Raw genomic sequence first — 26,809 nt, forward strand, 5'->3', positions numbered from 1 at the left:
CTTCGCAGCCCAGCGGGAGCAAGCTCCCTCGCCACAGTGATCTGTGCAGATGCCTAGGCATTGTTTTCCCCCAATACAATCCGCCCGCTGGAGCAGGCCGCCGTGTCATTGCGGTAGGCGAAGTACAGCTTGCCGCGCTCGCGGTCGAAGCGCAGGTGCAATTGGATGTCATCGCCGGGGCGCACCAGTTGCTGGAATTTCAGCACTTCCATGCCGACGAACCGAGGCGGCAGGTCCAGCAGTTGGCGCCCCAGGCTCAAGGCCCAATCGACCTGCACCACGCCCGGCAGTACCGGCGCGGTGGGGAAGTGGCCGCTGAAGTACGCCAGATCGGGCGGCACGACCAGTTGCAGGCTCCACTCACCATCGGTTTCGACTTGCGCCAACACGTCGGGGGCCTTGGGGCGTGGCGCCATCAGCAGCGCCTCGACCTCGGCCTGGGGCAGCTTGCCCTGGGCATTGAGCGGCAACTGCCGCAGCCAGCGCCAGCGTCGTGGCAGGGCGAGGGTTTCGCAATGTTCGCTCAGGTGCCGGCGCAGGCCCTCGGTCACGGCGCGCCGACCCTGGTTGCGCAAGGCGCCCAGGCCGGCATCGCTCAACACCAGTAGCGCGCCAAGGGAGGCGCGATTCTCCTGCACCACGCCCAGTCGCGCTTCGCTGACCCAGTCGTGGGTCACCAACGCGTGTTCCAGCATGGGCAGGGAGATGCGTTTCTCTTCGAGCTTGACGATACGGTCCAGTCGCCCGAGTAGCTCGAAACGGCCGTCTTCGGCGATCCGCGCCGCGTCGGCGGTGTGTTCCACATGCCCAACCGGCAGATAGGGCGATGCGATCAGCAAGGCGCCGTCGCTGTCCTGGCTCAGCTCGACGCCGGCAAAGGGCTGCCACAATCCGCCACCTTGGCGCCAGGCAATGCCGCCTGTTTCCGAGCTGCCGAAAATTTCCGTGGGCCATTGCCCCAGGCGCTGCTGCAAGCTTTGCGCTGCCTCGGGGGGCAAGGCGCCGCCAGAGGAGAACACCCGGCGCACGCTGCTCAGGGCTGGCCAATCGAGGTTATCGCCCATGCGCTTGAGCAGCGCCGGGCTGGCGACCCAGGCGAAGGCCAGTTGCTCACGGCTGGCACGTTGCAGGTCTTCCGGGAAGGCCAGTTGCCGACGCACGAACGCACGCCCGGCGCACAGCGGCCACAGCACCCGGAACAGCAACCCGTAGATGTGCTGGGTAGCAACGCTGCCGATCATGCAGGCCGGACCCAGGTCGGCGCCCCACAGCTGTTCCAGGGCCTGGACCTCGTTGCTTAACTGGCGCAGGGTTTTCTCGATGCGCTTGGGCTCGCCGCTGGAGCCGGAGGTGCACAGGCTCAGCCAGCAGTGATCGAGGTCCAGTTCGGCGGCGTCCATCGGCGCTTGTTGCAGGTCGCCGGGATGTGTATCGCCGGGCTGGTCGGTCAGCCACAGATCCACGTCCGCCGCCCAACGCTGACGTGTCTGCGCTTGCAGGTCGGCGGGCAGCAGGACCCGGACCCCAGCGCGCCAGGCACCAAGCAGGGCGACGGCCAGGTCGGCGGCATCTTCCAGGTGCACCGCCACATGCCGCGCCCCGCGAGCTTGCAGGCCGGCCGCCAGGCGCAACGCCGCGTCCCGCAGTTGCGAGTGATTCAGCGCCGGATCGACCGCAACGGTGCGTTCCGGCTGAGTCTTGAGCAGCATCTGCTCAAGTGTTATCCAATTCATGGGCGGCCTCTTACCCGTTGTCGTATGAGCCATTCAATGGCAAACAGCAGCCCCATCAATCCGTAGGAAATCAGGCCGGTGTACAACATCCACCAGCTCAGCGGCGCCCAGAGGGTGAGGGCGGCGGCGAGCAAACCGTTACACAGGAAAAACACACTCCAGGCCACCGTGACCTGGCGCGTATACACCACCGCCTTGGCCGGCAACTGCGGTTCGCGCAGGCGGGCCAGGCGTTCGATCATTGGCGGGCCGTATTTCAGGCTCAGCACGAACAGCCCGAGCATGAACGCGCTGATCAGCACCGGGTACCAGCGCAGCAGGAGCGGGCTGTCGAACAGCGCGAGCAATATGCAAAACACGATTGCCGTGGCCGCCATCCAGCGGCTGCCGGCCCCGCCTGTGCCAAGCAACGCCCGGGCCAGCCACAGGCTGCCCAGCAGCAGTCCGAACTGCCACGGGGCAAAGTGCTCCATGCCGAAATACACCGCAAAGGGGTACAACAGGCCCACCAGCAGCAGGCCAAGGCCAATCAGCCGGGTCATGCGGCCGGTTGGACCAGTCGATAGACCGCCTCGACCACGTCATTGACGGTGCGCACCGACTTGAATTCTTCGGCGGCGATTTTCTTGCCGGTCTGACGCTTGATATGGTCGATCAGGTCGACCGCATCGATGCTGTCGATTTCCAGGTCCTGGTACAGGTTCGATTCCAGCGTCACACGCTCAGGGTCCAGCTCGAAAAGCTCGACCAGAGCATCGCGCAGGGTGTGGAAAATATCGTCACGAGTTTGCATGGTCTGGTCTCAGGCTACGCTTTTTGCAGTGACGAAGGCCGCAAGGCTTGCCACATTGCTGAAATGGTTACGGGTGTCCTTGGCGTCGGCGTCTATCTTGATGCCGTACTCCTTCTGGATCGCCAGGCCTAACTCCAGGGCATCCACCGAGTCCAGGCCCAGGCCTTCGCCGAACAGCGTCTGGTGGTCGCCGATGTCGTCGATGTCGATGTCTTCCAGGCCGAGGGCGTCGATGATCAGCTTTTTGATGTCACGGTGCAGATCGCTCATCTTCGGCGAGCTCCTTGATGTAATAGTGATGCAAAAAATCGTTGAGCCTGCGCGAAGCCTGGGGTGGCGGGCCGAGCGCGGCGAACGCCTGTGGGTCTATATCGGCCCCGACGTGAAAACTGAAGTGCACGCGGCGCAGGGGGATGCGATACCAGGGTTCAGCCTTGGTCAGGGTCGTGGGGCAGACCTTGATCGTGACGGGCGTGAGGATTTTCGCACCCCGCAGGGCGATGGCCGCCGCCCCCCGATGAAAGGCCGGCACCTGGCCTGGCTGGGTGCGTGTCCCTTCGGGGAAGACGATCAATGTCTGGCCCTCTTGCAAGGCGTCGCTGGCGGCATCGAGCATGTCCATGCTGCCGTCGTTGCTGATGTATTGGGTCGAATGCAGTGGGCCCCGGGTAAAGGGGTTGTCCCAGAGGCTTTGCTTGACCACGCAGTTGGCGTCGCGCACCAGCCCGATCAGGAACACCACGTCGATCAGCGACGGGTGATTGGCAATGATCATCTGCCCAGGGCGACCGAGTCGTTCGGCGCCATCGATCTGATAGGTGAGCACGCCGGTACGGGCCATGAACCGGATAAAGAACCAGAACAACCGCCCGACCGTGCGGCGCGCCCGTTGCCGGTGGGCCTGGGCATCGCCGGGCCACCAGGCCAGCAACGGGAGCACCAGCAAACGCAGGCACAGCCCGCCCAGCCCGAACAGGGCGAAGCTTGCGGCGGTCGCGATCAGGCGCCAGTAATAGGCGTCGCGATGTTTACCCGTCACCGGTTGCGTTGCCAGGTCCATACACGATTCTTCCAGGCATGTTGGCAGGTGGTTTCATTGTTCAGCAGGGTACGCAACAGATCCAGGGCATGGGGCCAGTCGCTGCCAGGCGATTGGCCGGCCTGCGCGCAGAGATCCAGTTGCCAGTCATCGCCCGGGGTCAGTAGCAGGCCCATGGCATAGGGAAACGGAACGTCATCGACCCAGGGTGCATAGACTTGCGGAGGTTGCTCTTCGGTGATCACCAGCAGCACCGCAGGCGATCCTTCGTTCAGCAGCGCGACGGCCTCCAGCACGCCGTGTTCCAAGCCGTCGCCGGTAGCGGCCAGGGCGGTCATTTCGCTGGTTTCGCCGCGCATGATCGACCACAGGCCAATCACCGCGTTGTGCACCGACAGGCTGAATTGGGTCGGCGACAAGGGCTGGTCGGCTGCCAGGTCCTTGAGAATCTCAAAAGTGCGCGGGGTTTCGCCGTGGCGGGAAATAAAGACCAACGGTAGGTCCGGCCGGCCCTCGGCCAACGGCCAGCCAACACTGAAGGCCATCCGCGCCAGGCGGCTGAGGCGCCGGCGCTGCATGGCCGGCAGGAACGAAACGTCAGGGGCGGCATCGCTGGCCGGCAATACGACCGGCTGTCGGCTCCATGCCTGCCAATCGTCCACGCTTTCGAGCCCAGGGGCCCACGCGCGCCATTGGGCGATATTGAAATTGATCACAAACTTCACCCCACCCCTGCGGGCTTTTATTGTCACGGTTCAGTGGTTTGACCCGCGTCCAACCCTGCATGGCCTTGCGACCCAAGTGGCGCGCATTATCCCGGTGCGATTGGCTTGTAGCAAATGCTGGTTACATTTTGTCCAGCGAAATGTACGAGTTGGTCCGCTCAAGGCCAGGCTTGGACCATTGTCGCGATCATCATGAGCCTGTCTGTCGGTTATTTCTGTCACGGTCTGGGCGAATTGACGTCTGAATTGTGGGAAAAGCCACTGTTGCTGTAGTCCTTCTACGCGGAAGGTAGCTAAGCGGTGTCGCTGCCTACTACACTCGGGAATCTTTGATACACGGAGGTTTTGACATGCGGCGTGTGGTGTTCAATCAGAAAGGTGGCGTGGGCAAGTCCAGCATCGCCTGCAATCTGGCGGCAGTCAGCGCCAGCGAGGGCTATCGCACGCTGTTGGTCGACCTGGATGCCCAGGCCAACTCCACTCAATACCTGACTGGCTTGACCGGCGATGACATTCCCATGGGTATTGCCGATTTCTTCAAGCAAACCCTGTCGTCCGGGCCGTTCTCGAAAAAGAACAAGGTGGATATCTACGAAACGCCGTTCGACAACCTGCACGTCATCACCGCCACGGCGGAACTGACGGATCTGCAGCCCAAGCTTGAGGCCAAGCACAAGATCAACAAGCTGCGCAAGCTGCTTGAAGAGCTGGAGGAAGATTACGACCGGATTTACCTGGACACCCCGCCAGCACTGAATTTCTATGCGGTTTCAGCATTGATCGCCGCCGATCGGGTGCTGATCCCCTTCGACTGCGACAGCTTCTCCCGACAGGCGTTGTACGGACTGCTGGCGGAAATCGAAGAGCTCAAGGACGACCATAACGAAGGCCTGGAAGTCGAAGGCATCGTGGTCAACCAGTTCCAGGCTCGGGCCAGCCTGCCACAGCAGATTCTCGACGAACTGATCGCCGAAGGGCTGCCGGTATTGCCGGTGTACCTGAGCAGCTCGGTGCGCATGCGCGAATCCCACCAGGCCAGCCTGCCGCTGATCCACCTCGACCCGCGACACAAGCTGACCCTGCAGTTCATGGAGCTGCATAGCCTGCTGGAAAGCGCCTGAATCTGACCTGTGCAAAACCCATGTGGAGCGAGCTTGCTCGCTCCACATGGGTTTTTGATTCAAATCCCCTGGCTGCGCAACCAAGCCATCAACTGCGGCAACGGCAGCGCCCCACTCTGGCGCGCCACTTCCCGGCCATCCTTGAACAGAATCAGGCTGGGAATCGAGCGGATCCCCAACTGTGCCGATAACTGCTGATTGGCCTCGCTGTCGAGCTTGGCCAAGCGGCATTTGCCCGCCAGCTGTGCGGCGGCTTGTTCGAACACGGGCGCGAAGGACTTGCACGGCCCACACCAATCGGCCCATACATCCACCAGCAATGGCAGGTCGCCTTTGATCTGGCTGGTGTAGTCGCCTTGCTTGAGTTCGAACGGTTTGTTCAATAGCACCTGGGCTTTGCAGCGCCCGCATTTGGGTTGGTCGCCCAGGCGTTCGGCGGGTATGCGATTGAGCCCGTTGCAATGGGGGCAGGGGATCAGCATCAGGTCAGTCTCCAGAAAATCATGGGCACAGATTGAACACTATATAGAAATCACCACAAAAACCTGTGGGAGCGAGCTTGCTCGCGATGGCGGTGTATCAGTCAGATACTGGATCGACTGTCAGACCGCTATCGCGAGCAAGCTCGCTCCCACAAGGGTATATCGGTGAGGCTGTTATTTAGTGCTGGTCAGCGTGTTGTAGCTGGTCATCAGGTTGCGGTAGTCCGGGATGTGGTTGGAGAACAAGGTCGCCAGCCCTTCCACGTCGTTGCGCCAGTCGCGGTGCAGTTCACAAGCCAGGCCGAACCAGGTCATCAGTTGCGCACCCGAGGACGACATGCGGTCCCAGGCCGATTGACGGGTCAGCTCGTTGAACGTGCCGGACGCATCGGTGACCACGAACACGTCGAAACCTTCGGCCAGGGCCGACAGTGCCGGGAAGGCTACGCAGACTTCGGTGACCACACCGGCGATGATCAGTTGCTTCTTGCCGGTGGCCTTGATCGCCTTGACGAAATCTTCGTTGTCCCAGGCGTTGATCTGGCCAGGACGGGCGATGTACGGCGCGTCCGGGAACAGGGTCTTGAGCTCGGGCATCAACGGGCCGTTGGGGCCGGTTTCGAAGCTGGTGGTGAGGATGGTCGGCAGTTGGAAGTACTTCGCCAGGTCGGCCAGGGCCAGCACGTTGTTCTTGAAGCGGTCCGGGTCGATATCGCGTACCAGAGACAGCAGGCCGGCTTGGTGATCGACCAGCAGAACGGCGGCGTTATCTTTGTCGAGGCGGTTGTAGGAAGTGGTCATGGCGTAGTCCTCATCAAGTTTTGGTTGCCGAAGGTGTCGGCGTGGTTAAGGTTTTCAATGTCGGTGCAGCGATTGATCGGTGACTCATCCGGTCGAAGCGCCCCGGCTTCAATCCGTGTTGCGTTTCGATGGGTGTAGATTAAAACTGGCACCTTTGATGCGCTAGACTGCGAAAATTAGCCTTAGCGTTCTATTTGGAGAACGATCATCGAAGACCTCAACACGCTTTACTACTTCACCCAGGTCGTGGAGCACCGTGGGTTCGCCGCTGCTGGCCGGGCGCTGGACATGCCAAAGTCCAAACTCAGTCGGCGTATCGCCCAGTTGGAAGATCGGCTCGGGGTGCGCTTGCTCCATCGCACCAGCCGCCACTGCACGCTGACGGAGATCGGCCAGGCCTATTACCAGCGTTGCCTGGCGATGCGGGTCGAAGCCGAGAGCGCGGCGGAAGTGATCGAACGCAACCGTTCCGAACCCCAGGGGCTGGTGCGCATCAGTTGCCCGACGGCGCTGCTCAACAGTTGGGTCGGGCCGATGCTGACCCGCTACATGCTCAAGTACCCACGGGTGGAGTTGTTCATCGAGAGCACCAACCGCCGGGTGGATCTGATCCATGAAGGGTTCGATATCGCCTTGCGGGTGCGCTTTCCGCCGCTGGAAAACACCGACATGGTCATGAAAGTGCTGAGCAACAGCACCCAATGCCTGGTGGGCAGCCCGGCTTACCTTGAGCGCTTGTCTTCACCCGCTTCGCCGGCGGACCTCAACGGCCTGCCGAGCGTGCATTGGGGCGGGGCGCAGCGCGAATATCAGTGGGAATTGTTCGGCCCGGACGGCAGTCGCGCATTGATCCGTCATGAACCGCGCATGGTCACCGACGACCTGCTGGCCCTGCGTCACGCCGTGTTGGCCGGCATCGGCATCGCTCACCTGCCCACTGTGGTGGTGCGTGAAGACATCGCGGCTGGCCGGCTGGTGGAACTGGTGCCGGGCTGGACGCCTAAATGCGGCATCGTTCATGCGATCTTCGCCTCACGGCGCGGATTGCTGCCGTCGGTACGTACGCTGATCGATTTCCTGGCCGAGGAATTCAGTCATAGCGATATGGCATAGGGCCGGGCCCGTTGGTTTTTTGTCTGCGGTGAAGGGCGGCTAGCCAGGCTGCCATTCATCAGGTGCGTTGCACTCAATGCACGCCAGGCCCTCAAAAAACCACAACGTACCTGTTCGCAACCCGGAGGTCCCATGAGCAATCCTCAAGACCCAGACACCCCACAGGCCGTGGACAACCCCAATGACGACGGCTTCGTCCTCGGCACCGCCGGCCGCGACGAAGACCCCAACGCCGCCCCGGCCTACGCCATCGACCGCCGCCACGACCGGGACGAGCTGACCCCCGAAGACGCCCGCGGCATGCCCGGTTATCCCGAGGAAAAACCAGCGGCCAAACCCAAGGAGAAGGGGGGTGAAGAGGCGGAGCCGGGGATCGAGACGCCTGAGCAGGGGAACGATAAGGTTGGGTGAGCAGGACTCATATCTGCTCACATTTCTTACCGAGACCTAAATCTTTTGGCGACTAGGCTGGAAACCAGCAAGAGCTAACCATTTGTCTAACTGGCGCTATCGCAATTTGCGATGCGCCAGATTTGTGTTTAACTTCCCCATAGCAAAATGCGATAAGGACGTTGCATGCATGTGATCACTGAGAAACGCATTTGGGAGGCCAAGGAGAAATGGCCACATTCAGCGAATGCGTTGGATCAATGGTATCGGCTGATCAAGCGCAATAGCCCGGCTGATTTCGCGGCGATGAAATCCATATTTCCGGCAACCGATAAGGTCGGTCCGCTGCATGTGTTTGACATCGGTGGAAACAAGTTGCGGCTGATTGCGGTGATTCGATACCGAGCACAGCGTCTGTATATCAAATGCGTGCTTGACCATCGGGAATACGACAGAGGCAAGTGGAAGGAGGAAAAGGGATGAGTGCACTGATTGAACAAGTCGCTGCCCATTGGGAGTTTGTATCGCCCCTGCTGCGAAAGCCCAGGAGCGAAGAGGATTATGACCGATTGGCGAATGCTCTTGATGAGCTGTTGGTGTTGGTGGGCGAAGACGAAACCCATCCTCTCATGAGCCTGGTGGATATTATCGGCGAATGGATCGAGGCATGGGACCAGCAGCACCGGCCAATGCCCAAGGCGAGCGGTGTCGAGGCGCTGCGTTACCTGATGCGTGAACATGGCATGAGCCAGAGCGACTTGCCGGGCGTTGGTACCCAGTCGGTGGTATCGGAGGTATTGAGCGGTAAGCGTCAGCTCAATTTGAGGCAGATCCGCTGGCTGGCCGAGCGCTTCGGTGTATCGGTGGAAACCTTCATTTGATGGTTCGGTGTAGCGCTGCGAAATACCGACCTGCTTTTGTGGCGAGGGGATTTATCCCCGCTCGGCTGCGAAGCAGTCGTAACCCGGCTGACGCGGTTCATCTGTTGCACCGCGTTGCCTGTGTTGGGGCTGCTGCGCAGCCCAGCGGGGATAAATCCCCTCGCCACAGGGTAGTCATCTCTGCGATCCAGACAGGTATGTGTTGGGCGGGTGGTTTCTTTCAGCCGTGGCGCCGCGTTACGACGAGCAACTGATCTCCAGGTGCTTGCCCCACTCCGGCGGACGTTGCGCGTAGCTGTCCATGCCCGGTTGCTCTTCGAACGGTTTGCTCAGCACGGTATGCAGGCGGCGTACTTCGTCGTAGTCGCCTGATTCGGCGGCGTCGATGGCTTTCTGCGCCAGGTAGTTGCGTAGCACGTACAGCGGGTTGACGGCGTGCATGCGTGCGCGGCGTTGGTCTTGATCGACGGGGCCTTCGCGGTTGACGCGGGCAACATACAATTGGCCCCAGGCATCGAAGCCCTTCAGGTCGACGAAGTCATCGCGCAGGGTCGCGACGGCCTGCTCGGGAGCTTGGTCGCCCAGTCGGCGGAAGAACAGGCTGTAGTCGACGCCGCTGTTCTGCATCAATTGCAGCAAGCGCTCCAGCAGTTTCTGGTCGTCTTCTTCGGCTCGGCTCAGGCCGAGGCGGCGGCGCATCAGGTCCAGGTAGTGGGCCTGGTACAGCGGCAAGTACAAACCGAGGGTCTCACGCAGGGCTTCGACGCTGATGAACGGCGTCAAGGCCTGGGCCAGGGCGCTGAGGTTCCATTGGCCGATGGGCACCTGGTTGCTGAACGAGTAACGGCCCTGGTCATCAGAGTGGTTGCAGATGAAGTTGGCGTCGAAGTCATCAAGGAAGGCGAACGGCCCGAAGTCGAAGGTGATGCCCAGGATCGACATGTTGTCGGTGTTCATCACGCCATGGCAGAAACCGTAGGCCTGCCATTTGGCAATCAGCTCGGCGTTGCGCTCGATGATTTCGCGGAACATCGACAGGTACGGCTCCGGTTGTTCACGGCACTCGGCAAAGTGCAGGTTCAGCACATGCTCGGCGAGGGCCGCGTGCAGCTCGGGCTTCTTGGTGTAGTAGAAATATTCGAAATGCCCGAAGCGCACATGGCTGGGGGCCAGGCGCAGCACCATGGCGGCGCGTTCCTGCTTTTCCCGCCACACCGGGGTGTCCGAGCCGATCACACACAAGGCCCGGGTGGTGGGGATACCGAGGGCGTGCAGGGCTTCGGAGGCGAGGAATTCGCGGATCGAGGAGCGCAGCACCGCGCGCCCGTCGCCCATCCGTGAGAACGGCGTCTGGCCGGCACCCTTGAGGTGCAGGTCCCAGTGCTCGCCCGCCTCGTTGTACACCTCGCCCAGCAGCAATCCTCGACCGTCGCCCAGTTGTGGGTTGTAGTGACCGAACTGATGCCCGGAATACACCATCGCCCGTGGCTCGGTTTCGGCCCAGAGCTTGTGGCCGCCAAAGATCTCGGCGAACAGCGGTGCCTGGGCTTCTGCCGGGTCCAGGTCCAGCAACGCCATGGCCGCCGGGCTGGCGACCACCAGCCGTGGATTGTCGATGGGCTCGGGCAGCACGTGGGTCGAGAAACCGTCGCCCAGGCGGGCGAAACGGTTATCGAAGGTCAGGGTTTCCAGCGTTTTCATGGCCGTCTCCGGCGGGACGCCCGCAGGCAACCCGCAATCAGTCGAGTGTGCCTTGCGGCGGCTCAGGCACCGGCTTGATGCTGGCGACAGCCGACGGCACGGGCGTGATGGTCTTTTTGTCGGGCTCGGCAGGCACCAGTTTGTATTCCTGGCCTTGCAGGTTCTTCAGATAGATTTCCATCTGCCGGAAGGAGATGTTGATGTGCTCCTTCTTGAACTCACGGTTGATGAAGCGGTTGATCTCGTCCAGTACCGGGTTGCGGTCACCGAGGTCGCGTACGTGCATGCGCAGCTCATGGTCGAGAGTGCTTTCACCAAAGTTCAGGAAGTACACGATCGGCTCCGGTTCCTTCAGCACCCGTGGGTTGTCGCGTGCGGCCTTGAGCAGCAACTCACGCACCCGGTCCAGGTCCGAGCCGTAGTCCACGCCCAGTTTCAGGGTTACCCGGGTGACGGTGTCGGTCAGCGACCAGTTGATCAGTTGCCCGGTGATGAAGGTCTTGTTCGGGACGATGATGTCCTTGCGGTCGAAGTCGGTGATGGTGGTCGCGCGGATGCGGATCTTGCTGACCGTGCCCGACAGGTTGCCGATGGTGATGGTGTCGCCGATGCGCACCGGGCGCTCGAACAGGATCATGATCCCGGAGATGAAGTTGGCGAAGATCTCCTGCATGCCGAAGCCCAGGCCCACCGACAGCGCGGCCACCAGCCATTGCAGTTTGTCCCAGCTCACGCCGAGGGTGGACAGGGTGGTGACGAAACCGACACCGGCGATCACATAGGACAGCAACGTAGTGGTGGCGTAGGCGCTGCCCTGGGCCAGGTTCAGCTTCGACAGCACGAACACTTCCAGCAGGCCCGGCAGGTTGCGCGCCAGGGCGAAGGTGATGCCGATGATGATCAGCGCGCCGAGCATGTCGCCGATGCTGATGGGCACCATGCTCATGTTGGCGCCAGTGCCGCTGGTATATTCGTAGAGGGTGATGTTGTCCAGGTACGAGAACACGCTGATCAGGTCCGACCAGACCCAGTACAGCGCGGCGATGAAGCCGCCCAGCAAGGCCAGGCGGATCAGGCGCAGGGACTGTTCGTTGACCTTCTCGATATCCAGTGTCGGCTCTTCGATCACCGCTTCGCCGTCGCCGGCCTCCTTGGCCGCCTGACGCTTGGCCAGCGCGCGCTGGTAGGCCAGGCGCCGCGCCGCGACCGACAGGCCACGGACGAAGGTGGCCTCGATCACCAGCCAGAACATCAGCAGGTACAGGGTGTTGATCAATCGATCGCTGAGTTTCAGCGCGGTGTAGTAGTAGCCGAAGCACACCGCCACGAACAGCGCGATCGGCAGCGCGGTGAACAGCACCCCGACCGCCTTGCGGAACAACGAAGTGTTCTTGTGGGTCGGGCTGCTCAGCAGCAGACGGCTGAGTAACCACGCCATCAGCGCGTAGCAGGTCAGCACTACCGGCATGCCGAGCACGTCATCGGCCAGGGTCGAGGGTTGCAACTCGGCCACGGCCACCACAGCCACCAACGCCAGCACCACCAGCCCGAGCCGGCGAATCCAGCCCTGGAGGAATTCGACCTGGGGTTTCTCCCAGCGGAAATGCAACTCGGCCACGCCGCCGGGGGCCAGCACGCGATAGGCCGTGTAGAACACCAGCCAGGCCTGGCCGATCTGCAGCAGCGCCGCACCGAGGTTGGCGTTCTGGCCGCGGGCGTCGATCTGCAAGGCGTAGCCGCAGAGGGTCAGTGCCAGGGCCACCGGCATCGCCAGCAGGATATTGATCAGGATAGCCTGGGGGGTGTGCCACTGGCTGTCGCGCTTGAAGTGACCGACGTCCTGGTGAACCTTGTTCAGGCGAGCATAGAGATTCTTGCGCCGCCACAGCAACGCCCCGATCAGCAGCGCCAGGGGCAGGAACAGCAGTGGCCGCTGGGTCAGGCCATCGGCCAGTTCACTGAGGCTCGAAGCCCAGGGCAGCGAGTCGATCTGTTTTTCCAGGCGCGTCGGCACCGCACGCATCCATTCGAAATCCAGCGGTTTGTTGCTGGGAATCCAGAACATCTGCTCTTCGAGGGTCGCCCGCAGGTTCTGGGCGGTGCTGAGCAGCTGTTTCTGGTTGAGCTGCAAGGTGATCGATTCGTTGAGCACTGCGCTCAACTCACGGTTCAGCCGTTCCAGCAGGTCGACACGGGTCAGGGCCAGTTCCAGCAAGGTCTTGCGCAGTTGCGGGGTGACTTGTTCCGAGGGCTGGGAGGCCAGCAGGCTGTCGACGTAGGCGCTGGGGTTGTTCAGCAGTTCACGTTGCTGGCTGACTTCGAACTGGTACAGGCGGATGTCGGCGATCTGGTCGGCCAGGTTCTGGTCCAGCTTGAGGCGCGGCAAGGTCTGGCGCTGCTTGTAGAGAATCTTGGAGAGCAGCAGGCTGCCCTTGAGCACGCTGATCTGCTCGTCCAGTGCCGCGTCGGTCTGGGTCACGCTGTCCAGCAGTTGCTTGGTCTGCAGGTTCTGTTGGGTGACCTCGTTGAGGCGGTCGGTGCTTTTGAGCAGGTAGTCGGAGAGCTTCAGGTTGGCCGCGCTCTCGGTCGCCAGCAAGCTGCTGCCACCGGCCTTCTGGGCTTCGATGGATTGCTGGGTCACCGTCTCCTGGGACTGGGCCAGGCGCTTCTGGTTGATCAGGTTTTGCAGGTCCTGGATTTCCTGCTCCGTGCGGGCGATTTTTTCCATCAGCAAGTCGTGCTGGCCGTTGCCCAGATCCTGCAGTTGGCTGTTGCCGGCCAGTTCCTGGCGGCGCAGCGGAATCAGCGCATTGAGGGCCGCCAGCTCGGCGGTGAGCTGGTCGCGTTGCTCGCCACTCAGGGTCTTGCCGGCATCCCGGCCGGCCTTGAGGATGGCGTTGATCTGCTGGATGCGGGTCTGGCTGCTGGAAATTTCCGCCTGGGCCCGCTCGGGACGGGTCTGGGCGGTGATGATCAAGCTGTTGGCATCGGCCAGGGCTTTTTGCAGATCGCCCTGCTGGGTGGAGCGATCCGTGAGCATTTGCTCGAGCTGGGGAATCGGCAGGTTGGCGTAGCGTTGCGCCACCGGCACCACCGCGGTGCCTTTGAGCCGCGCCAGTTCGCGCTGGTTTTCGATGTTCTGCTTGGGGGCGGTAGCCAATTGCTGCTTGAGGGCGAGCAGCTTCTGTTCGTAGTCGGCCTTGTTGTTGAGCTGGGTCAGGGTGTTTTGCAGCACCGCCTGCAAGGCCTTCTGCTCGGCTTCCGGCAGTTTGCGGTCGGCGATTTTGTCCAGGCTGGCTTCTACCGAGGCGCTGGTCAGCGGTTCAGCGGCTTGCAGCGTGCAGATGGAAAGACTCAGGCCCAGCAGGGCGATGGTGATAAAGGAGCGCAGGGTAGGCATAGAGACCGGTCAAGCAAGTGAGAGTGGGAGCAGTTTAGAGGAACAAGCCGGGACCCGGGCGACTTCCTTCGGGGAATCTGACGCCCACTTTGCCTATCTTGTTCCCGTCCATGACCGCGACGGTCCACAGGGTGTTATTCCATTCCACCTGGTCGCCGACCACCGGCGCGCCACCGACTTTCTGAGCGATGAAGCGCCCCAGGGACATGTCTGGATCGATGCCGTCCAGTTGCAACCCGTACAACGCCGCAACCGCGGCCAGCTGGGCGTCTCCTTCGAGTACGAAGTCGCCGAAGAAACGCAGATCAAGGCCCCGCTGAGGCGCTTGGCTGAACAGTTTTCCAAGGGCTGGCAAGTCGTGTTCATGGCCGATAACACACAGCAAATCACCGACTTCCAGCACCGTACTGCCCGACGGATGGAGCAGTTGCTGGCCACGAAACAGTGCCGCGATGCGGGTGCCATCGGGCATTTTCAGGTCCCGCAGGGGGGAGCCGATGCACCATTTTTCAGCGCCCAGGCGATAGATGAACAACTCCCACTCGCTGGTGACGTGCACTTCCAGCGCGGCCCGGGAAATCGGCAGGGGCTCGGGTGGGACGGTCACGTGCAGCAGCTTGGCGACCCACGGCAGGCTCGTGCCCTGCACCAGCAGCGAGACCAGCACGATAAAGAACGCCAGGTTGAAATAGAGCTGGGCGTGAGGCAGGCCGGCCATCAACGGGAACACCGCGAGGATGATTGGCACCGCGCCGCGCAGGCCGACCCAGGAGATAAAAGCTTTTTCGCGACCGTGGAATGCCTTGAATGGCAACAGGCCCACCATGACCGAAAGGGGCCGTGCAAACAGAATCATCCACAGCGCCAGGCCCAGGGCGGGCAGGGCGATGGGCAGCAGGTCATGAGGCGTGACCAGCAGCCCTAGCACCAGGAACATGCCGATCTGTGCCAGCCAGGCCATGCCATCGAGCATGTGCAGGATGCCGTGGCGGCTGCGCACCGGACGGTTGCCGATCACCAGGCCGCACAGGTAGACCGCGAGGAAGCCGCTGCCGTGCAGGGCGTTGGTCAAGGCGAATACCGCCAGGCCGCCGCTGATGACCAGGATCGGGTACAGGCCGTTGGCCAGATTGATGCGATTGACCAGTTGCAACATCAGCCAGCCACCGCCCAGGCCAAGCACCGCGCCGATACCAAACTCGCGCACCAGATGCCCCAGCAGGCTCCAATGCAGGCCGGTTTCGCCACTGGCGAGCATGCCGATCAGGGTCACGGTCAGGAATACTGCCATGGGGTCGTTGCTGCCAGACTCGATCTCGAGGGTGGCGCTGACCCGTTCGTTCAGGCCCTTGCCGCCCAGCAGCGAGAACACCGCCGCGGCATCGGTCGAGCCGACGATGGCGCCGATCAGCAGGCCTTGGATCAGGTTCAGGTTGAACAGCCACGCCGCCGCCAGGCCGGTCAGCCCGGTGGTGATCAACACACCGACCGTGGCTAGCGACAACGCCGGCCACAGTGCGACGCGGAAACTCGAGACCCGCGTGCGCAAGCCGCCGTCCAGCAGGATGACGGCCAAGGCGAGGTTGCCGACCAGATAAGCCGTGGCGTAGTTATCGAAAAGAATACCGGCGCCGTCGACACCGGCCACCATGCCCACGGCCAGGATGATCACCAGGATCGGGATGCCCAGGCGGGACGAAAGGGAACTGACCAGGATGCTCGCACCTACCAGCAACGCGCCGATCAAGAACAGGCTGTTGATGGTCGTAGCAGTCAAAGGCAGTACTCCGGAAAAGCTAAGGGCGGGCGCAGACTGACCATGCAGTCTGCGTGCCAGCGATTCTAACCTGTTGAAATGTGATGCTGTCAAAAAAGGTTGGGAGGGAGGGGAGCTGATCATACCGTGGCGAGGGAGCTTGCTCCCGCTCGGCTGCGAAGCAGTCGTCGCTTTTGAGGTCCTGGGGCCGCTTCGCAGCCCAGCGGGAGCAAGCTCCCTCGCCACAAAAGCTGGAGGGTTGATCGCTCACGGTCTGTGGACGATCAACCGTTAGTGGGTTACAGGCTGAACCGCCCAACCATGTTGTTCAAGTCCACGGCCAAGCGCGACAGTTCCGCACTGGCGGCGCTGGTCTGGTTGGCGCCGGTGGCCGATTGCACCGACAGGTCGCGGATGTTCACCAGGTTGCGGTCCACTTCACGGGCCACTTGGGCCTGCTCTTCGGCGGCGCTGGCAATCACCAGGTTGCGTTCGTTGATCTCGACGATGGCGGTGTTGATGGTGTCCAGGGACATGCCGGCGCCGCGGGCGATGTTCAGCGTCGACTCGGCGCGCTCGGTGCTGTTGCGCATCGAATCCACGGCGTGTTCGGTGCCGCTCTGGATGCTGCCGATCATGCGTTCGATCTCGCTGGTCGACTGCTGGGTGCGATGGGCCAGGGCGCGGACTTCGTCGGCCACCACGGCAAAACCACGACCGGCCTCACCGGCACGGGCGGCTTCGATGGCGGCGTTCAGGGCCAGCAGGTTGGTCTGGTCGGCCAGGCCACGGATCACATCCAGCACCTTGCCGATGTCACGGGACTCATCGGCCAGGTTGCCGATCAACGCCGCGGTGCTTTGCACATCGGCGCTCATGCGTTCGATGGCGCTGACGGTTTCCTGCACCAGGTCGCGACCGTCGCCTGCGGAGGTGGTGGCGTTTTTCGATGCTTCGGAGGTGCTCACTGCATTGCGCGCGACTTCTTCCACGGCGCTGGTCATTTCATTGACTGCGGTGGCGGCCTGTTCGATTTCGTTGTTCTGCTGGGTCAGGCCACGGGCGCTTTCATCGGTGACACTGTTGAGTTCTTCGGCGGCGGAGGCCAGTTGTGTGGCCGAGCCGGAAATCCGCTGCAAGGTGTCGCGCAGTTTTTCCTGCATGGTCGACATTGCCCGCAGCAGGCGACCGGCTTCGTCGCTGCCATCGACGACAATCGGTCGAGTCAGGTTGCCCTTGGCGATTTCTTCAGCCGCATCCAGGGCGTTGGCAATCGGCTTGGTGATGCTGTTGGTCAGGAGCCAGGCGAACAGCAGGGTCAGGCCGGTGGCAACCACCAGCAGGACCACCACCATGTTGAAGGCCGAGCCGTACTGATCGACCGCCTGCTTGTTATACCCTTCGGCCTGTAGATTATTGATCTGCAGGAGACGGTCGAGCGCCGTGTTGATCGCTTCGGAATTACTCAGCAGTTCAGTGTTCAGCAGCACCTTCAGTTCGTCGACCTGGTTGTTGCGCGACAGGGTTTTCATACGGTCTTCGAGTTGACGGTATTGGCTCAGCAATTGAACGTACTGATTGTAGGCGGCGCGTTCATCGGCGGCGGCGATGAGTTTTTCGTACTCAGCCTGGACTACGCTGATCTGCTGGCTGCGCTGGTCAAATTGTTCGAGGGTTTTTTTCTGGAGGTCTGGTTCGCGGCTGCTCAGCAGGCGATAGGACAGCACCCGCAGGCGCAGGGTGAGTTGGGTCAGGTCGTTCAGGGCCTTGATGCTGGGCACACTGTTGGCAACCACGCTCTCGCCGGCTTCGCGAATTTTGCTCATCTGGTTGAGGGCAAACACCCCGAGAACCAGCATCATGGCGCCAATCATGGCGAACCCCAGGAACGCCCGCGGCGCGATGTTTATATTGCGTAACGACATGACAAAGTACCAGACAGGTGCACGTTCGTGCTGGGTTGGAGGACTTACTTAAAGCTATCGGGACAGCGGCTGGAGTCTTGAGAGATGTGTGCGCTTGGGCGGCCTCGGGGCGACGAAATGCAGGAACCAGATAGTCTGTCCATAGTCTTTAAGGCTCACCAGGAGAGTCTAGTCGCTTCGCCGACACAGGCTTGGCCTGAATAAAGCGTGGCATCGACCAGGACTTTTCCTTATCGTACGCGCCCCTTGAAAAAGCCTGGAAATCAACATGTTGGAAACATCCCTCAGCCAACTGGAGCAACTGGTCAATGACCTGGTGCAACAGAACCGTCACCTCACCGGCCTGAACGAAACCCTGAACACCGAGCTTGCCAAGGCCAAGGATGAAAACGAAAGCCTGCAACTGAGCCTGATGGAACAGGAAGAACTGCACGGCACCACCGCGGCCCGCATCCAGGCCCTGATCGAGCGCGCCAGCGCCGGTCCTGTCAGCGCATGAAGCACGGCGCCGATGGGGTGACAGTCATCTCGATCCTGGGAGAAGACTATTCAATCAAAGCGCCGGCCGGGCAGGAACAGGCCCTGTTGGACGCCGCTTCGATGCTCAAGGCCGCACTGGCCGATACGAAAAGGAAGTACCCGACGCTGATCGGTGATCGCCTGCTGGTGCTGGCGGCCATGAACCTGTGTTCGCAGCAGATGGAAATGCAGAAGCAACATCAAGCGGAACTCGACCGTTACCAAGAGCAAGTCAGCGCCACGGTCGATGTGATTGCCAAGACGATCCAGCAGGCCTGAACCGGTTAGCGAATGTTGACTGTGGGGCTTGTGTGGGAGCGAGCTTGCTCGCGATGGCGTCAGCCCAGCTACCTGTGTGTTGGCTGAAACACTGCTATGGCGAGCAAGCTCGCTCCCACAATGGATCGGTGGTGAACGCAGATGTCGCGTCCACTTGGAACCCCTTGTGGAAGCGAGCCTGCTCGCGATTGGATGTCAGCCGCACCAAGCTGGCTCAGAACCACTCATCCCGCATCCCCAGGCACGTATCATCCCGCGCTTCGAGAATCGCCAGCTCATGATGACAACCCGGCACTTCCCAGGTCAGGAAGTAGCGCGCCGCTTGCAGCTTGCCTTTATAGAAGTCGCTGTCCGCGGTATTCCCCTTGGCCAGGCCCTCCTCGGCACGGATCGCCTGTTCCAGCCAGCGCCAGCCAATCACCATATGGCCAAACACTTTGAGGTACAGGGCCGAGTTGGCCAGGCTGCTGTTCACCTTGCCCTGGGCCAGGTCCGTCAGCAGTCCGAGGGTGACGGTTTGCAGGCGTGCCACGAGGGCTTCCAGTGGTTGGCGCAACGGCGTTAACGATGGGTGCGCCTGGGCGCGTTCGGTGGTGTCGGCCACCAGGCGGACCAGTTGCTTGAGCCCGGCACCGCCGTTCTGCGCCAGTTTTCGCCCCAGCAGGTCCAGGGACTGGATGCCGTGGGTGCCTTCATGGATGGGGTTCAGGCGATTATCGCGGTAATACTGCTCCACTGGGTATTCGCGGGTGTAGCCGTGGCCCCCCAGAATCTGGATCGCCAGCTCGTTGGCCTTCAGGCAGAACTCAGAGGGCCAGGATTTGACGATCGGGGTCAGCAGGTCCAGCAGCTCATGGGCGCGTCTGCGCTCGGCTTCGCTTTCCAGGGTGGTGGTGTCGTCGAACAAGCGCGCCGCGTACAGGCCCAGGTCAAACGAACCTTCAACGTAGGCCTTCTGGGTCAGTAGCATGCGGCGCACGTCGGCGTGCTGGATGATCGCCACCGGGGCGGTGGTCGGGTCCTTGCTGTCGGGCACCCGGCCTTGCGGGCGTTCGCGGGCGTATTCCAGGGAATACAAGTAGCCGGCGTAACCCAGCATTACAGCGCCCATGCCGACGCCGATCCGCGCCTCGTTCATCATCTGGAACATGTAGCTCAGGCCGTGGTGCGGTTTACCTACGAGGTAACCGACACACGCGCCGTTGTCGCCGAAGTTCAGCGCGGTGGAGGTGGTGCCGCGCCAGCCCATCTTGTGGAACAGCCCGGCCAACAGCACGTCGTTACGCTGGCCGAGGCTGCCGTCATCGTTGACCAGGAACTTGGGCACGATAAACAGCGAAATGCCTTTCACACCCGGCGGCGCGTCCGGTAATTTCGCCAGGACCATGTGCACGATGTTTTCCGACAACGGATGATCGCCGCCGGAAATGAAGATCTTGTTGCCCTTGAGTCGATAGGTGCCATCGGATGCCGGCTCTGCACGCGTACGAATATCCGCCAGCGAAGAGCCTGCATGGGGTTCGGTCAGGGCCATGGTGCCGAAGAAACGACCGTCGATCATCGGTTGCAGGAAGCGTCTTTTCTGTTCTTCGCTGCCGAAGCTTTCGATCAGGTTCGCCGCGCCCATGGTCAGGAACGGATAAGACGTGGACGCGGCGTTGGCCGACTGGAAGTGCGCGAAGCAGGCCTGGGACAGCAACGTCGGCAGTTGCATGCCGCCTGCCTCGAAACTGCGTGCGGCGTTGAGAAAGCCCGCCTCGAGGAAGGCATCCACCGCCGGTTTCACCTCGGGAATCAGAATCGCCTCGCCGTTCTCGTAGCGCGGTTCGTTTTCGTCATTCTTGCGATTGTGGGGGGCGAAAAATTTCTCGGCGATGTTTCGCGCCGTCGCGAGGGCCGCGTCGAAGGTTTCGCGATTGTGTTCGGCGAACCGCTCGCGCTGGGTCAGGCCCTCGGCATCGAGGACTTCATACAGCTCGAAAGCCAGATTGCGGGAACTGAGCAGCGTCTCGGACATGGCGGCTTACCTTTTTTTGGGATGGGCCGAGTCTAGGCGTGCTGATAAAGGCTGAACAGGATGATTGATGGGGGTGATAGAGCAGCACAAGCTGCAAGCTGAAGCAAAAGCATCTGCTTTTACTTGCCGCTTGTAGCTTGCCGCTCGCAGCTGCTTTCAGCCGATAGTCATCAAGCTGGCGTTACCACCCGCGGCCGCGGTGTTGACGCTCAAGGCTCGCTCGATCACCAGACGCTCCAGCGCCACGCTGGTCTCGCCCTGGGACAAACCATGGACCCCGACGATGGCACCGGCACGCTTGGCCACTTGCTGGCAAACGCTGCGCAGTTGATCCGAATCGCCGTGGTGCAGGACTGCGTCGAACAGCACCTCGTCCTTGGTCCAGTCGGCCACCCGCTGGATGCGCGCCTGAATCTCTTTCGGCAAGCGGGCGAACAAGGCCTTGCTGGTGTCGGTTTCCGGCCACACGGCCGAGCCGCCCACGGCCAGTACGGCCGCCAGTTGCGTCAGCAGGTCGCCTTCCACGTCGGCCAGGCACAACACGTGCTCGCGGGGCAGGATGGCGTAGCTGTTGCGTTCGCCGGTCGGCCCGGTCAGAGTCCGGGTAATACCGCTTTGCGATTGAGCCGCGAACTGCACGCACAGGGCGCTCAGCTCGGCGAGTTTCTGGCTGTCGGCCCAGGCTTGCAGGGCGGTCAGCGGTTTGCTCATGGCGTCGCGCAAACGCAGGTCCGGCGCGGTGAGGGCATCACCACGGGCGAAGGATTGCTGGATCGCATCGGTAGGACGTGTCGACAACAGGCGGTACAGGTACAGCGGACCACCGGCCTTGGGACCGGTGCCCGACAGGCCTTCGCCGCCAAACGGCTGCACGCCGACCACCGCGCCGACAATGTTGCGGTTCACGTAGACGTTACCGGCATGGACATTGTCGATGACCTTGGCGATGGTCTCGTCGATGCGCGTGTGCACGCCCAGGGTCAGGCCATAGCCGGAGGCGTTGATCTGGTTGATCAACTGGTCCAGCTCCTTGCGCTTGTAGCGCACCACGTGCAGCACCGGACCGAAGATCTCGCGTTGCAGCTCGTCGAAGCTTTCCAGCTCGATCAGGGTTGGCATCACGAAGGTGCCGCGCTTGCACTCGTCACTGTCGGCGATTGCCATCTGGTACACGGTGCGACCTTTATCGCGCATGGCCTGGATGTGTTTCTCGATGCCAGCCTTGGCTTCGGCGTCGATCACCGGGCCGATGTCCACCGACAGGCGCTCAGGGTTGCCGAGGCGCGATTCGGCCATGGCGCCCTTGAGCATTTCGATGACGCGGTCGGCGGAATCTTCCTGCAAGCACAGGACCCGCAGGGCCGAACAACGCTGGCCGGCACTGTCGAAGGCCGACGACACCACGTCGATGACCACTTGTTCGGTGAGCGCCGAGGAGTCGACGATCATGGCGTTCTGGCCGCCGGTTTCGGCGATCAGCGGGATCGGACGGCCCTGGTTGTCCAGGCGCCCGGCGATGTTACGTTGCAGCAGGCGAGCGACCTCGGTGGAGCCGGTGAACATCACGCCCTTGACCCGCTCGTCACCCACCAGGCGGGCACCGACGGTTTCGCCGCGCCCCGGCAGCAATTGCAGCACGCCTTCCGGAATGCCGGCTTCGAGCATCAGGCGCACCGCCTGGGCAGCCACCAATGGCGTCTGCTCGGCGGGCTTGGCCAATACCGGGTTACCGGCGGCCAGAGCGGCGGCGACCTGGCCGCTGAAAATCGCCAGCGGGAAGTTCCACGGGCTGATGCAGACCACCGGACCCAGTGGGCGGTGGGCATCGTTGGTGAAATCGTTGCGGGCCTGCACCGCGTAGTAGCGCAGGAAATCCACGGCTTCACGCACTTCGGCGATGGCGTTGGCGAAGGTCTTGCCGGCTTCGCGGGCCAGCAGGCCCATCAGCGGCTGGATCTCGCCTTCCATCAGGTCGGCGGCACGTTCGAGGATCGCGGCGCGCTCGGCTGGCGGCGTGGCTTGCCAGATCGGTGCGGCGTTGAGGGCGCACTGGATGGCGTTGTCGACATCGGCGACCGTGGCTTCCTGCACATGGCCCACCACGTCGCGGTGATCGGACGGGTTCAGTACCGGGGCCGGGGTTTCTTCGCTGGCGGCGCAGCCGAGCATCGGCACGGCTTTCCAATCGTTATGGGCAGTGGCAAGCAGGGCGCAGGACAGCGACGCCAAACGATGTTCGTTGGCCAGGTCGATGCCGCTGGAGTTGGCGCGGTCGCTGCCATACAGGTCGCGCGGCAGTGGAATGCGCGGGTGCGGCAGGCCGAAACCGCCTTCCAGCGTCGCCATCTGCTCGATGCTGGCCACTGGATCGGCCACCAGTTCCTGAATCGAGATGGACTGGTCGGCGATACGGTTGACGAACGAAGTGTTTGCGCCGTTTTCCAGCAGGCGACGTACCAGGTACGCCAGCAGTGTTTCGTGAGTGCCGACCGGAGCGTACACACGGCACGGACGGTTCAGCTTGCCTTCGGAAACCTTGCCTACAACCTGTTCGTACAGGGGTTCACCCATGCCATGCAGGCACTGGAATTCGTACTGGCCCGGGTAATAGTTCTGACCGGCGATGTGGTAGATGGCTGCCAGGGTATGGGCGTTGTGCGTGGCGAACTGCGGGTAGATGACTTCCGGCACCGACAGCAGTTTGCGGGCGCAGGCGATGTAGGACACGTCGGTGTACACCTTGCGGGTATAGACCGGATAGCCTTCCAGGCCTTCGACCTGGGCGCGCTTGATTTCGCTGTCCCAGTACGCGCCTTTTACCAGGCGAATCATCAGGCGATGACGGCTGCGACGAGCCAGGTCGATCACATAGTCGATCACGTACGGGCAACGCTTCTGGTAGGCCTGGATCACGAAGCCGATGCCGTTCCAGCCGGTCAATTGCGGCTCGAAGCACAGGCGCTCGAGCAGATCCAGCGACAGCTCGAGGCGGTCGGCCTCTTCGGCGTCGATGTTCAGGCCGATGTCGTATTGCTTGGCCAGCAGGGTCAGCGACAGCAGGCGTGGGTACAGCTCGTCCATGACGCGCTCGTACTGGGCGCGGCTGTAACGTGGGTGCAGGGCGGACAGCTTGATGGAAATGCCTGGGCCTTCATAAATCCCACGACCGTGGGACGCTTTGCCGATCGAGTGGATGGCTTGTTCGTACGAGGCCAGGTACTTCTGCGCATCGTGTTCGGTGAGTGCGGCTTCACCCAGCATGTCGTAGGAATAGCGGAAGCCTTTGGTTTCGAACTTGCTGGCGTTGGCCAGGGCCTCGGCGATGGTTTCGCCGGTGACGAACTGCTCGCCCATCAGGCGCATGGCCATGTCGACGCCCTTGCGGATCATCGGCTCGCCGCTCTTGCCGATGATGCGGCTCAGGGAAGAGGTCAGGCCTGCTTCGTTATGGGTAGCGACCAGCTTGCCAGTCAGCAGCAGGCCCCACGTGGCGGCGTTGACGAACAGCGACGGGCTGTTGCCCAAGTGTGGCTGCCAGTTGCCGGTGCTGATCTTGTCGCGGATCAGCGCGTCGCGGGTGCCTTTGTCCGGGATGCGCAGCAGCGCCTCGGCCAGGCACATCAGTGCTACGCCTTCCTGGGACGACAGGGAAAATTCCTGCAGCAAACCCTGAACGATACCGGCACGGCCGCCGGCACTTTTCTGGTTGCGCAGTTTTTCAGCAATCGAAGCCGCCAGTTTGTTGGTGGCTTCGGCCATTTGTGCCGGCAGGCGGGCCTGTTCGATCAGCATCGGCACCACTTCCGGCTCTGGGCGACGGTAAGCGGCCGTGATGGAGGCGCGCAGGACCGATTGCGGCAGGATGCTCTCGGCAAATTCGAGGAAGCATTGGTGAGCATGGTCGACTTGCACATCGCCAGCATCGTCGCTGTCGGTGCGAGGTGAACCGTTCAGCTCGGTCAGGGTTGCACCACCCTCGAGTTTTTCCAGGTAATTGAAAATTGCCTGCTTGATCAGCCAGTGCGGCGTGCGATCAATCGAGGTTGCGGCCGCCTTGAGGCGTTCGCGGGTCGGGTCATCGAGTTTGACCCCAAGGGTGGTGGTAGCCATATTTTTATCCTCATGTTTACCACGTATCGCGTGGCATCAGCTGGCGGCAAGATTAGCTGCGGGATGATTGAGGTGCAACCGGGTGCAACCCTTTTTTTTCTCGAAATGACAGGCAGCTCATCCGGAAGCAAATATCGTCCGGCTGATCCTGCACCGGCTTAGTGCTTTAGCTTCTAGCTGAGTGCTGGGAGCTGCACTAAAAGGGAGCAAAAAACTCGAATCTTGCGATAAAACCGATCAGGTGCAACTTATTCGAGCGAAACTGGTTGCACCTTATTTGATTTGTTGAATAGCATTCGCGGCCAAGGTGCAACCGGTTCAAAGCCGAGGGGCATCGGCTGATGGCTTTCCTGGGGAAACATCAGTCATAAATTCGCGGGACTGCAAATCGTCGCTACAACATCTGTGTTGTCGATGCTTTCAACTGCCACCGCTACATAAAAACAAAGCCAGGGCGTAACTCATGAGTGTTAGTAATCCCACCTTGATCACTTTCGTGATCTATATCGCAGCCATGGTCCTGATCGGTCTGATGGCTTACCGCTCCACCAACAACCTTTCCGATTACATCCTGGGCGGTCGTAGCCTGGGCAGCGTGGTGACGGCACTGTCTGCAGGTGCTTCCGACATGAGCGGTTGGTTGTTGATGGGTTTGCCCGGTGCAATCTACATGTCCGGCCTGTCGGAAAGTTGGATCGCCATCGGCCTGATCGCCGGTGCCTACCTGAACTGGTTATTCGTGGCCGGTCGCCTGCGGGTTCAGACCGAGCACAACGGTGACGCACTGACGCTGCCGGACTACTTCTCCAGCCGTTTCGAAGACAAGAGCGGCGTGCTGCGGATCATCTCTGCGGTGGTGATCCTGGTGTTCTTCACCATCTACTGCGCTTCCGGCATCGTGGCCGGTGCCCGTCTGTTCGAAAGTACCTTCGGCATGTCTTACGAGACGGCGCTGTGGGCCGGTGCTGCAGCAACCATTGCCTACACCTTCGTCGGTGGTTTCCTGGCCGTGAGCTGGACCGACACCGTACAAGCCACCCTGATGATCTTTGCGCTGATCCTCACGCCGATCATCGTGCTGCTGGCTACCGGTGGTGTGGACACCACGTTCCTGGCCATCGAAGCAAAAGATCCTACGTCGTTCGACATGCTGAAAAACACCACCTTCATCGGCATCATCTCGCTGATGGGCTGGGGCCTGGGCTACTTCGGCCAGCCGCACATCCTGGCGCGCTTCATGGCGGCGGATTCGGTCAAGTCGATCGCCAATGCCCGTCGCATTTCCATGACCTGGATGATCCTGTGCCTGGGCGGCACCGTGGCTGTGGGATTCTTCGGTATCGCTTACTTCTCGGCGCACCCTGACGTGGCCGGTCCCGTGACCGAGAACCCAGAGCGGGTGTTCATCGAGCTGGCGAAGATCCTGTTCAACCCATGGGTTGCCGGTGTGTTGCTGTCGGCCATCCTGGCGGCGGTGATGAGCACCCTGAGTTGCCAGTTGCTGGTGTGCTCCAGTGCCCTGACCGAAGACTTCTACAAGACCTTCCTGCGCAAGGGCGCTTCCCAGCTGGAACTGGTCTGGGTCGGCCGCGCCATGGTGCTGCTGGTGGCCCTGGTCGCCATTGCCCTGGCCGCTAACCCGGAAAACCGCGTACTGGGTCTGGTGAGCTACGCCTGGGCTGGTTTCGGTGCTGCCTTCGGCCCGGTTGTCCTGATCTCGGTAATCTGGAAGAACATGACCCGCAATGGCGCGCTCGCCGGCATCCTGGTGGGTGCGATCACCGTGATCGTCTGGAAGCATTTCGCGTTGCTGGGCCTGTACGAAATCATCCCGGGCTTCATCTTCGCCAGCCTGGCTATCTACTTCGTCAGCAAGATGGGCACGCCTACCGCGGGTATGCTGCAGCGCTTCGACGCGGCGGAAAAAGATTTTCGCCTGAACCAGTAAGGCCTTCGGCGAGGCCTTGATGGCTCGCAGGACGACTTGCATGAAAACGGCCCGTCTCCAATGGAGGCGGGCCTTT

The 26,809-nt window shown here is 61.7% G+C and carries 22 protein-coding genes and 1 pseudogene; 8 read left to right on the forward strand and 15 right to left on the reverse strand.

All coding sequences use genetic code 11. From position 1 onward, the window contains the following. Positions 1-53: 53 nt before the first annotated feature. The 6 genes from BLT00_RS14000 to BLT00_RS14025 are packed head-to-tail and all read right to left on the reverse strand — an operon-like array spanning position 54 to position 4,281. Entirely contained in the window at positions 54-1,733 is a 1,680-nt protein-coding gene (locus BLT00_RS14000; protein WP_092146736.1) for an acyl-CoA synthetase family protein, read from the reverse strand. Continuing rightward, positions 1,730-2,275, reverse strand: coding sequence for a COG4648 family protein (locus tag BLT00_RS14005; protein ID WP_092146734.1), 546 nt, complete (start codon positions 2,273-2,275; stop codon positions 1,730-1,732). The genes BLT00_RS14000 and BLT00_RS14005 overlap by 4 nt, the downstream gene beginning before the upstream one ends. Further along, entirely contained in the window at positions 2,272-2,526 is a 255-nt protein-coding gene (locus BLT00_RS14010; protein WP_003197040.1) for an acyl carrier protein, read from the reverse strand. Before BLT00_RS14010 ends, BLT00_RS14005 begins: the two co-directional genes overlap by 4 nt. 9 nt (positions 2,527-2,535) lie before the next feature. Then, positions 2,536-2,796 (reverse strand): phosphopantetheine-binding protein, encoded by a 261-nt coding sequence (locus BLT00_RS14015; protein ID WP_063323264.1) that lies wholly within the window; start codon positions 2,794-2,796, stop codon positions 2,536-2,538. Beyond that, on the reverse strand, positions 2,777-3,586 hold the full coding sequence (locus tag BLT00_RS14020) for a lysophospholipid acyltransferase family protein (RefSeq protein ID WP_092146732.1): 810 nt from the start codon (positions 3,584-3,586) through the stop codon (positions 2,777-2,779). The genes BLT00_RS14015 and BLT00_RS14020 overlap by 20 nt, the downstream gene beginning before the upstream one ends. Continuing rightward, positions 3,562-4,281 (reverse strand): beta-ketoacyl synthase chain length factor, encoded by a 720-nt coding sequence (locus BLT00_RS14025; RefSeq protein WP_063325179.1) that lies wholly within the window; start codon positions 4,279-4,281, stop codon positions 3,562-3,564. Before BLT00_RS14025 ends, BLT00_RS14020 begins: the two co-directional genes overlap by 25 nt. Before the next feature lie 359 nt (positions 4,282-4,640). On the opposite strand from BLT00_RS14025, the gene BLT00_RS14030 reads away from it, so the two are divergent. Then, complete coding sequence (locus BLT00_RS14030) at positions 4,641-5,411, forward strand: ParA family protein (protein WP_003197050.1); 771 nt, start codon at positions 4,641-4,643, stop codon at positions 5,409-5,411. A gap of 59 nt (positions 5,412-5,470) precedes the next feature. Here the strand turns inward: BLT00_RS14030 and trxC are convergent, their stop codons facing one another. Together trxC and ycaC are read right to left on the reverse strand one after the other, a co-directional pair. Beyond that, positions 5,471-5,893, reverse strand: a complete 423-nt coding sequence (trxC, locus tag BLT00_RS14035) for a thioredoxin TrxC (RefSeq protein ID WP_092146730.1) — start codon at positions 5,891-5,893, stop codon at positions 5,471-5,473. A gap of 174 nt (positions 5,894-6,067) precedes the next feature. Further along, complete coding sequence (gene ycaC / locus BLT00_RS14040) at positions 6,068-6,694, reverse strand: isochorismate family cysteine hydrolase YcaC (RefSeq protein ID WP_092146728.1); 627 nt, start codon at positions 6,692-6,694, stop codon at positions 6,068-6,070. A gap of 207 nt (positions 6,695-6,901) precedes the next feature. On the opposite strand from ycaC, the gene BLT00_RS14045 reads away from it, so the two are divergent. From BLT00_RS14045 to BLT00_RS14060, 4 genes are all read left to right on the forward strand, one after another. Further along, the gene (locus tag BLT00_RS14045) at positions 6,902-7,807 is read left to right on the forward strand and encodes a LysR substrate-binding domain-containing protein (protein ID WP_218190046.1); all 906 of its coding nucleotides are present in this window, start codon (positions 6,902-6,904) and stop codon (positions 7,805-7,807) included. A gap of 132 nt (positions 7,808-7,939) precedes the next feature. Then, complete coding sequence (locus BLT00_RS14050; RefSeq protein WP_092146724.1) at positions 7,940-8,218, forward strand: hypothetical protein; 279 nt, start codon at positions 7,940-7,942, stop codon at positions 8,216-8,218. Between the two features lie 165 nt (positions 8,219-8,383). Beyond that, positions 8,384-8,680: a type II toxin-antitoxin system HigB family toxin gene (locus tag BLT00_RS14055; RefSeq protein ID WP_053117759.1), complete on the forward strand. Its 297-nt coding sequence runs from the start codon at positions 8,384-8,386 to the stop codon at positions 8,678-8,680. Next, positions 8,677-9,078, forward strand: a complete 402-nt coding sequence (locus BLT00_RS14060; protein ID WP_092146722.1) for a helix-turn-helix domain-containing protein — start codon at positions 8,677-8,679, stop codon at positions 9,076-9,078. The genes BLT00_RS14055 and BLT00_RS14060 overlap by 4 nt, the downstream gene beginning before the upstream one ends. Before the next feature lie 237 nt (positions 9,079-9,315). Here the strand turns inward: BLT00_RS14060 and selO are convergent, their stop codons facing one another. From selO to BLT00_RS32505, 5 genes and pseudogenes are all read right to left on the reverse strand, one after another. Next, a complete protein-coding gene (selO, locus tag BLT00_RS14065; RefSeq protein WP_092146720.1) occupies positions 9,316-10,779 on the reverse strand; it encodes a protein adenylyltransferase SelO in 1,464 nt (487 codons plus the stop codon). Between the two features lie 37 nt (positions 10,780-10,816). After that, on the reverse strand, positions 10,817-14,179 hold the full coding sequence (gene mscK / locus BLT00_RS14070; protein ID WP_092146718.1) for a mechanosensitive channel MscK: 3,363 nt from the start codon (positions 14,177-14,179) through the stop codon (positions 10,817-10,819). A gap of 34 nt (positions 14,180-14,213) precedes the next feature. Next, positions 14,214-15,956: a potassium/proton antiporter gene (locus BLT00_RS14075; protein WP_092146716.1), complete on the reverse strand. Its 1,743-nt coding sequence runs from the start codon at positions 15,954-15,956 to the stop codon at positions 14,214-14,216. Positions 15,957-16,234: 278 nt separating this feature from the next. Beyond that, positions 16,235-17,107 carry a methyl-accepting chemotaxis protein gene (locus tag BLT00_RS32500; RefSeq protein WP_371914213.1) on the reverse strand — a complete coding sequence of 291 codons (873 nt, stop codon included), beginning with the start codon at positions 17,105-17,107 and terminating at the stop codon, positions 16,235-16,237. A 30-nt stretch (positions 17,108-17,137) separates the two neighbouring features. After that, positions 17,138-17,860: pseudogene (locus tag BLT00_RS32505) on the reverse strand (MCP four helix bundle domain-containing protein); the annotation flags it as partial. Between the two features lie 268 nt (positions 17,861-18,128). Between BLT00_RS32505 and BLT00_RS14085 the strand changes: the two are divergent. Together BLT00_RS14085 and BLT00_RS14090 are read left to right on the forward strand one after the other, a co-directional pair. Beyond that, the gene (locus BLT00_RS14085; protein WP_063323244.1) at positions 18,129-18,359 is read left to right on the forward strand and encodes a hypothetical protein; all 231 of its coding nucleotides are present in this window, start codon (positions 18,129-18,131) and stop codon (positions 18,357-18,359) included. Further along, a complete protein-coding gene (locus BLT00_RS14090) occupies positions 18,356-18,658 on the forward strand; it encodes a cell division protein ZapA (protein ID WP_003197073.1) in 303 nt (100 codons plus the stop codon). Before BLT00_RS14085 ends, BLT00_RS14090 begins: the two co-directional genes overlap by 4 nt. 214 nt (positions 18,659-18,872) lie before the next feature. On the opposite strand, the gene BLT00_RS14095 is transcribed toward BLT00_RS14090, so the two are convergent. Next, positions 18,873-20,675, reverse strand: coding sequence for an acyl-CoA dehydrogenase (locus tag BLT00_RS14095; protein WP_092146712.1), 1,803 nt, complete (start codon positions 20,673-20,675; stop codon positions 18,873-18,875). A gap of 156 nt (positions 20,676-20,831) precedes the next feature. Beyond that, positions 20,832-24,785 (reverse strand): trifunctional transcriptional regulator/proline dehydrogenase/L-glutamate gamma-semialdehyde dehydrogenase, encoded by a 3,954-nt coding sequence (gene putA, locus BLT00_RS14100; RefSeq protein ID WP_092146710.1) that lies wholly within the window; start codon positions 24,783-24,785, stop codon positions 20,832-20,834. A gap of 463 nt (positions 24,786-25,248) precedes the next feature. Here putA and putP point away from each other — a divergent pair, with 463 nt between their 5' ends. Continuing rightward, positions 25,249-26,733: a sodium/proline symporter PutP gene (putP, locus tag BLT00_RS14105; protein ID WP_092146708.1), complete on the forward strand. Its 1,485-nt coding sequence runs from the start codon at positions 25,249-25,251 to the stop codon at positions 26,731-26,733. The last annotated feature ends 76 nt before the right edge of the window (positions 26,734-26,809 follow it).

It is taken from the genome of Pseudomonas sp. NFACC51 (genome assembly GCF_900103575.1).
In the GTDB taxonomy this organism is placed as follows: Bacteria; Pseudomonadota; Gammaproteobacteria; order Pseudomonadales; family Pseudomonadaceae; genus Aquipseudomonas; species Aquipseudomonas fluorescens_Q.

What these genes read in the sequence shown, in the direction of transcription:
- BLT00_RS14000 (WP_092146736.1), bottom strand. Translation starts at nt 1,733, where the DNA reads ATGAATTGGATAACACTTGAGCAGATGCTGCTCAAGACTCAGCCGGAA.
- BLT00_RS14005 (WP_092146734.1), bottom strand. Translation starts at nt 2,275, where the DNA reads ATGACCCGGCTGATTGGCCTTGGCCTGCTGCTGGTGGGCCTGTTGTAC.
- BLT00_RS14010 (WP_003197040.1), bottom strand. Translation starts at nt 2,526, where the DNA reads ATGCAAACTCGTGACGATATTTTCCACACCCTGCGCGATGCTCTGGTC.
- BLT00_RS14015 (WP_063323264.1), bottom strand. Translation starts at nt 2,796, where the DNA reads ATGAGCGATCTGCACCGTGACATCAAAAAGCTGATCATCGACGCCCTC.
- BLT00_RS14020 (WP_092146732.1), bottom strand. Translation starts at nt 3,586, where the DNA reads ATGGACCTGGCAACGCAACCGGTGACGGGTAAACATCGCGACGCCTAT.
- BLT00_RS14030 (WP_003197050.1), top strand. Translation starts at nt 4,641, where the DNA reads ATGCGGCGTGTGGTGTTCAATCAGAAAGGTGGCGTGGGCAAGTCCAGC.
- trxC (WP_092146730.1), bottom strand. Translation starts at nt 5,893, where the DNA reads ATGCTGATCCCCTGCCCCCATTGCAACGGGCTCAATCGCATACCCGCC.
- ycaC (WP_092146728.1), bottom strand. Translation starts at nt 6,694, where the DNA reads ATGACCACTTCCTACAACCGCCTCGACAAAGATAACGCCGCCGTTCTG.
- BLT00_RS14050 (WP_092146724.1), top strand. Translation starts at nt 7,940, where the DNA reads ATGAGCAATCCTCAAGACCCAGACACCCCACAGGCCGTGGACAACCCC.
- BLT00_RS14055 (WP_053117759.1), top strand. Translation starts at nt 8,384, where the DNA reads ATGCATGTGATCACTGAGAAACGCATTTGGGAGGCCAAGGAGAAATGG.
- BLT00_RS14060 (WP_092146722.1), top strand. Translation starts at nt 8,677, where the DNA reads ATGAGTGCACTGATTGAACAAGTCGCTGCCCATTGGGAGTTTGTATCG.
- selO (WP_092146720.1), bottom strand. Translation starts at nt 10,779, where the DNA reads ATGAAAACGCTGGAAACCCTGACCTTCGATAACCGTTTCGCCCGCCTG.
- mscK (WP_092146718.1), bottom strand. Translation starts at nt 14,179, where the DNA reads ATGCCTACCCTGCGCTCCTTTATCACCATCGCCCTGCTGGGCCTGAGT.
- BLT00_RS32500 (WP_371914213.1), bottom strand. Translation starts at nt 17,107, where the DNA reads ATGTCGACCATGCAGGAAAAACTGCGCGACACCTTGCAGCGGATTTCC.
- BLT00_RS14085 (WP_063323244.1), top strand. Translation starts at nt 18,129, where the DNA reads ATGTTGGAAACATCCCTCAGCCAACTGGAGCAACTGGTCAATGACCTG.
- BLT00_RS14090 (WP_003197073.1), top strand. Translation starts at nt 18,356, where the DNA reads ATGAAGCACGGCGCCGATGGGGTGACAGTCATCTCGATCCTGGGAGAA.
- BLT00_RS14095 (WP_092146712.1), bottom strand. Translation starts at nt 20,675, where the DNA reads ATGTCCGAGACGCTGCTCAGTTCCCGCAATCTGGCTTTCGAGCTGTAT.
- putA (WP_092146710.1), bottom strand. Translation starts at nt 24,785, where the DNA reads ATGGCTACCACCACCCTTGGGGTCAAACTCGATGACCCGACCCGCGAA.
- putP (WP_092146708.1), top strand. Translation starts at nt 25,249, where the DNA reads ATGAGTGTTAGTAATCCCACCTTGATCACTTTCGTGATCTATATCGCA.